The organism is bacterium (assembly GCA_035370465.1).
Taxonomy (GTDB): domain Bacteria; phylum Ratteibacteria; class UBA8468; order B48-G9; family JAFGKM01; genus JAGGVW01.
In genome coordinates, this window is the sequence record DAOOVW010000017.1 from 26670 (window position 1) to 32991 (window position 6322).

The following is a 6322-nucleotide window of genomic DNA, read 5'->3' on the forward strand; positions in this document are numbered from 1 at the left end:
TTTATGTTTATTTATTAAACACTTTTTTCTTTACCTACCAGAGAAACAAATATATCTTCAAGTGTCAGGTCAATAACTTCCATACTTTTTGGACCAAATTTTTCAAGTTTTTTTAATATCTCAGGGGTAAAGTTTTTTATTATCATAACTAACTCATGTCCTATAACTTTCTTTTTCAATAGTTTATCATTTTTATCATTAAAAAAAATTTCTTCGGGTATCTTATCTTCAAAAATAAGATGGATTTCTTTTACTGAATTTTTCAGTGTTTCTAATGGACAGGAAAGTAAAAGTTTTCCCTCTTCAATAATACCTACATAGTCGGCTATCTGTTCTGCTTCTGTGATAATATGAGTAGAAAAGAATACAGTCCTTGTTTCCAGATGTATGGTTTCAATAATTCCCTGAAGAAATTCTCGTCTGACAACAGGGTCTAATCCAGAAGTAGGGTCATCAAGAATTAAAAGTTCTGGTTGGTGAGAAAGTGCCAATAAGAGGGCAAGTTTTCCGTTCATTCCCCTTGAAAGTTCTTTAACTTTTATTTTTTTAGGAAGTTCAAATCTATTGAGCAGGTCTTCAGTTAAATTATTGTTCCAGGTGGAATAGAAAGGACGACAGAAGTTAATTGTTTCTTCAATAGTCATCCAGTCATACATCTTCTGGTTATCAGCCACATATCCAACCCTTTTTTTTATTTGGACTGGTTCTTTTTCTGGGTCCATTCTAAGAACTTTACTTTTTCCTGATGTTTTTTGTAGTAGCCCCATAAGCATTCTAATAGTTGTTGTTTTACCTGCTCCATTTCTGCCAAGAAAAACATAAACTGACCCCTTAGGAACTAATAAATCCAATGATTTTACTGCTTCTTTATGTTTTATGTACCTTTTTGTAAGTTTCTGTGTTTCTATTACATATTCTTCCATTTTTTATCTCCTTTCAAACCCTCTCTTCTCTTCAAAGGGAGATGGAGGATTTTACATTCTTTTCTTATCTTTTTCTAAAATCCACCCTGTTCCTTTATCTTCCTTCCTTTTATAAAGGAAGGTTAGGATGGATTTTCCTGTATTTCCACTTATAAATCCCCCTAACCCCCTTTTTCAAAGGGGGAACTTGTGGGTAAGGGATAGATCCTTTTATAAAGGAGGGAGTTAATATTAAAGGGGGATTTGTCTTTTCTTATTTAATTTTTCTACCTCAATACCTTAAAAGAAATATCATCAGAGTTTTGTTTCCTATCAGATATACCACCATCATCTTTCTCATTAGAACCAACACTATACACAATAAACCCCCTGCCCTCTTTCCTGTAAATGTAGTCATTTCCTGTAAATGGGTCAATTGGTATTTCTGGTATAATATCAGGTACAAGAGATGAAAGTGTTTCTGGATAATACCCATATTTTTCTTTGTATATTTTTAATGCCAAAGATAATTTTAATGTATCAAGACAGGCATTATAACTACTTTGCTGCTCAATACTTCTTGTAATGCTAGGTAGGAATATTAAACTAAGTATGTGTTTACTCATACTAAATGTATTATAGGTAAAAAACTTCCTGTCCAGTTCGTCAAGTTTATTTTTAACTAAATAATACGGTTTTTGTGAATAGTCAATTAGTTCTAAAAAATATTGAATATAAAAGGCATAGTCATTTTTTAAAATTGGTTGGGTTAAATAACTGCCAACTAAACTACCATAAATCCCAGGAAGATAAGTATTTTGGCGGTTTAATATATTTCTTAAAGAATATCCAAAAGGAATATCTTTCTCAAAAACATATCTTCCAAAAAGTACTAATTCTCCATTTAAACTTCTGGTAATTTTTCTGTTTTTTTTGTCTATTATTGAAATTAAGTCATAATAATTATCTTTTGAAAAAGAAATGTCTTCTTTGTTAAGAAGATAATTAAGGGAATTTTTTGCTATTACATCTATTGCTATACGAACCAGTTGGGAAATAATAATTGGTTCATCAGTTAATGACTCACCTATTTTTAGCCCTGTCTTAACTGAATTTAATGCATCATTGTATTTTTTATTTTCTGCAAGTATATATGTCCTTGCTGCTACTAACCTTGAACATTGACGCATTTTACTAAGGTGGGGCAGTAACATAGCAGGACCTTCTCTATATTTAATATCAAATCTACAGGAAGGCATGTTGACTGCTTTATCAATTAAGGTATAGAATTTAATAAAATCAGGGTCTTTCATAATCTTTTTTATATTGTTTTTCTCCTGTGTTGTTAATTCTTCTTCTTTTTTCATCCCCTCATAAGGCATATAATACCAGTCAGTTTTGTATTTTTCTTTTAATTTATCTACTAAAGTAAATGTTTCTTGATAAACAATAGCAGCATTTTTCTCATCTGGAACAGGTGGTGGTATTACTTCTTCTGGCGTTAATTTAATCCCTTCTGCTTTTGCCTGTTGGATAGTTCTATTAAAATCCCTACTGATTGTAATATTTACAATACTATGACAACCAAAAGAGACAATAAGTATTATAATTGCTGTTATAAATATTTTTTTCCCACATCCAACTTCTTTTACAAGACATTTCTGCCATATAACAAGACTAAAAATAAGAAAGACAGCAATAGAAACAGAAAAAATAAAGAATATGAAAATAAACTTGGTAGGAGATATTAAAAATAAAAAGACAACCAGAGGAATTATTAGTAAAAGCCCAAATAAAAGAAGAAAAGGAGTGCAAATTATTGCAGGAAGAGTATTTTTAAGCAGTAGTGAACTGAAACAGGAAGAAGAATAAATAATGATAAAACAGAGTAAAAGATAAATTTTTATAAGAAATTGTTGTTGTGGTGCAGTCAGAATAGTCCCTGCTTTAATAAAATTTGGAAAGGGAGAGAATAAAATAATGTTGGTCAGAAGAGTAAGAATTATTAAAAGAAAGAGACCAAAAAAGTATTTTGTCCAGAAAATTCTAACAGTAGAAACTGGTTGACTTAAAAGAAATTCTTTTGTGTTTCTATAAAATTCATTTGTAAAAGAAATTGAGCCAAGGAATAAAGAAAAAAGTATTGGCAGTATAGTGGTTATAGACAAAATATAGAACTCATAGTCAATCCTATATTCAAAAAATTTTGGAATTATTACTGGTATAATCCTACATAAAATAATAATTCCAATAGATAGAAAGAAGAAAGGACTTTGTTCTCTCCATTCTTTCCAGATTAGTGTTTTCATTTTTTATTCCTCCTTGTTTTGAGTTGATTGGTAAAGAGTTGAATAATCTCTTCTTCTGTAAATCCCAAAATAGTTGCCTGATGAATTGCCTGGTCAAATATCTCATCAACAATCTTTTTTTTCTCTGATTCAGCAATTTGTTTTACATCATCTGATATAAATGTTCCTCCACCCCATTTACTTGTTATAATTTTTTCATACCGTAATTCTCTGTAAGCACGGGCAACAGTATTTGGATTAATACGCAACTGCATAGCGAGGTCTCTTATAGGTGGTAATTGGTCTCCTGCTTTCAAAGCACCGCAGGCAACAAGATATTTAACCTTTTTTATAATTTGCATATATGGTGCTACTCCACTATTTGAATCTATTTTTATATACATTTTATTAGTTTATTGTATTAACTCTTTAATACAATTTTACCTCAAAAAATTATATAGTCAATAATAATTATTTTTATTTTATAAAAAGAATTTCAACAATTAACAAAATTTAGTAAAATTGCATCATTTACCAGCGCATTTAGTTGTTTTGCTATAAAAGAACCATTTGGTTTTTCTTCTGGATGATTTTGATTGGTTAAAAAAATAATAAAAAGGTCTATTTCTGGATAAAACCATAAAGAACATCCTGTCCATCCAGTATGCCCAAAAGAATAACCAGAAGGAATACTTCCTTTAACAAAAGAATTAGGAGCACTTATGTTCCACCCAAGTCCATATTCATTTTTATTTAGAGGAGATGCTTTTGAAATCATTGTTTTAACTATTTCAGGATTTAGTACTTTTACTTCATTATAAATACCCTCATTTAATATAAATTGAGCAAATATTGATAAATCACAAGCAGTAGAAAAAAGACCGGCATTTCCTGCTACTCCACCCATAACATATGCCTGCATGTCGTTGACTTTTCCCTTTAATAATTTACCATCTCTATAAATGGTAGGAGCACATCTTACCCATAATTTTTCAGGTGGATTAAACATTGTGTCTTTCATTCCCAATGGTTCAAATATCTTTTCTTTTGTAAATACATCTAAAGATTTTCCACTAACTATTTCAACTATTTTCCCCAATATAATATATCCTAAACAACTATAATTAAATTCAGAGTCAGGTTTATAAATAGGTGTTTCCTCACATATTCTTTCAAGTATTTTTGTTGGTGTATTATGAAATTTTTGGTTAGATAAACCAGAATAATGGGTAAGTAACATTTTTATTGTAATTTCTTTTTTCCCATTTTTCCCAAATTCAGGAATATACTTTATAACTTTATCATTTACTGATATTTTACTTTCTTCAACCAATATCATTATTGATGTTGCAGTAGCAACTGGTTTAGTTATAGAGGCAAGGTCAAAAATTGTATTTTTTCCCATTTTTATTTTTTCCGGTGTAATTTCTCTGTTTCCGTATGCTTTCCAATAAATAATATCATTTTTATTTCCAACTAAAAGAACTGCACCAGGTATTATTTTTTTATCTATTCCTTCTTTAATAATTTTATCTACAAAGTAAATTTTTTTTCTCATATTTTATTCTTTACTTTCTGGATTTTTCAATTAACATACATAAATATTTATAAAAGTTCTCCTAAGAGATAATTGCGAGTACCTATTGTTATTTTTACTTTAACAACTTTGCCAATTAAATTTTTTTCTCCTTTAAACATAACAACCTTTCTTTTTATATCTCTGCCAATTAAAAAACCCTGTTTTTTTTGACTTTCTTTAAGACATAAAACATCTAATATTTTTCCAACCAGGTCCTTATTTTTCATAAGAGAAATTTCATCCTGGAGGTCTAAAATTATTTTATGCCTGTTTTCTTTTTCACTTTGACTTACTGAATCATCCCATTTACTTGCAAGTGTTTTTGGTCTTGGTGAATACTTGAATACAAAAAGGTCATCAAATTGAATTTCTTTGATAATATTATGTGTTTGATTAAAATCATCTTCTGTTTCTCCTGGAAAACCCACAATTATATCAGATGTAAGAGAAATTTCAGGACATATTTGTCTACTCTTTTCAACTATTTTTAAGTAATCTTCAATTGTATATTTTCTATTCATTTTTTCAAGAATTTTATTTGAACCTGACTGTAATGGGAAGTGAAGATGCTTATAAAGATTAGGTATTTTAACAAAAGAAAATAAAAGTTCTTCTGGAATATCTTTGGGATGAGATGTCAAAAATCCAATTCTCTCAATTCCTGTTATTTCTGAAACATTATAAAGTAAATCCACAAAACTATGTCCGTTATATTTATATTCATTTACATTTTGCCCTATAAGTATTATTTCTTTGCTTCCATTTTCTACATTATTTTTAATTTCTTCAATAATTTTTTCAAATGGTTTATGAACAAGTTTTCCTCTTGTAAATGGAACTACGCAATAAGAACAGAAATTTTCACATCCCTTTGATATTGTTATAAAAGAAGATATTTTATTTTTTTGTTTACTTTTCTCATAAATAAAGGGTTTTTCACTTTCTCCCGTAAGAATTACTTTCTCTCCTTTTTCTATTTCTGGTAAAATTTCAACAAGTTGGTTGTAAGTATTTGGTCCAGAAATGACATCAACAAAAGGAATTTTTTTAAATATTTCTTCATTATAAAGATTAGGAGTGCAACCAATAAGACAGAATATCTTATTTTTACTTTTTATTGAGTTTAAAAATCCAAATGCTCTATCTTCTGCATGTTTTCGGACACTACAAGTATTAACAAACACAAAGGATGCCTCTTCCATTTTATTTACTTTTTCAAAACCATTTTTATCAAGGAGAGAAGAAAGTTTTTCACTATCATAAAAATTCATCTGACAACCATATGTCTTAATATAATATTTTTTTTCCATAGTTAGTTATTATATTTTGGTGAGAGAGTAGATACAGCCAGCAATAATTCCAACAAGTGTAAAAGGAGTAATTTTTGTTATTATTGATAAAGAAATTGAGCATACAACAAGATTAAAATTATTTATTGAAAAAGAAAGGGGAGAAAAAGAAGAACTTAAAAAATTATAAAAATTGGAAGAAATTGGAACAAAAAATAAAGTAATTTCTCCAATTGCTGTTCCTATCAGTCCACATAAAAAAAT

6 protein-coding genes are annotated in these 6322 nt (G+C 28.9%); all 6 read right to left on the reverse strand.

Features of this window, described 5'->3' with window-relative positions; genetic code table 11:
* Positions 1-14: 14 nt before the first annotated feature.
* Positions 15-923 carry an ABC transporter ATP-binding protein gene (locus PLW95_03790; GenBank protein HOV21785.1) on the reverse strand — a complete coding sequence of 303 codons (909 nt, stop codon included), beginning with the start codon at positions 921-923 and terminating at the stop codon, positions 15-17.
* Between the two features lie 266 nt (positions 924-1189).
* Positions 1190-3211, reverse strand: coding sequence for a hypothetical protein (locus tag PLW95_03795; GenBank protein ID HOV21786.1), 2022 nt, complete (start codon positions 3209-3211; stop codon positions 1190-1192).
* A complete protein-coding gene (locus PLW95_03800) occupies positions 3208-3594 on the reverse strand; it encodes a GntR family transcriptional regulator (protein ID HOV21787.1) in 387 nt (128 codons plus the stop codon). Before PLW95_03800 ends, PLW95_03795 begins: the two co-directional genes overlap by 4 nt.
* Positions 3595-3686: 92 nt before the next feature.
* Positions 3687-4748: a serine hydrolase domain-containing protein gene (locus PLW95_03805; protein HOV21788.1), complete on the reverse strand. Its 1062-nt coding sequence runs from the start codon at positions 4746-4748 to the stop codon at positions 3687-3689.
* A 47-nt stretch (positions 4749-4795) separates the two neighbouring features.
* The gene (gene miaB, locus PLW95_03810; protein ID HOV21789.1) at positions 4796-6079 is read right to left on the reverse strand and encodes a tRNA (N6-isopentenyl adenosine(37)-C2)-methylthiotransferase MiaB; all 1284 of its coding nucleotides are present in this window, start codon (positions 6077-6079) and stop codon (positions 4796-4798) included.
* Between the two features lie 9 nt (positions 6080-6088).
* A partial coding sequence (locus tag PLW95_03815; GenBank protein ID HOV21790.1) for a hypothetical protein occupies positions 6089-6322 on the reverse strand: 234 nt, incomplete at its 5' end.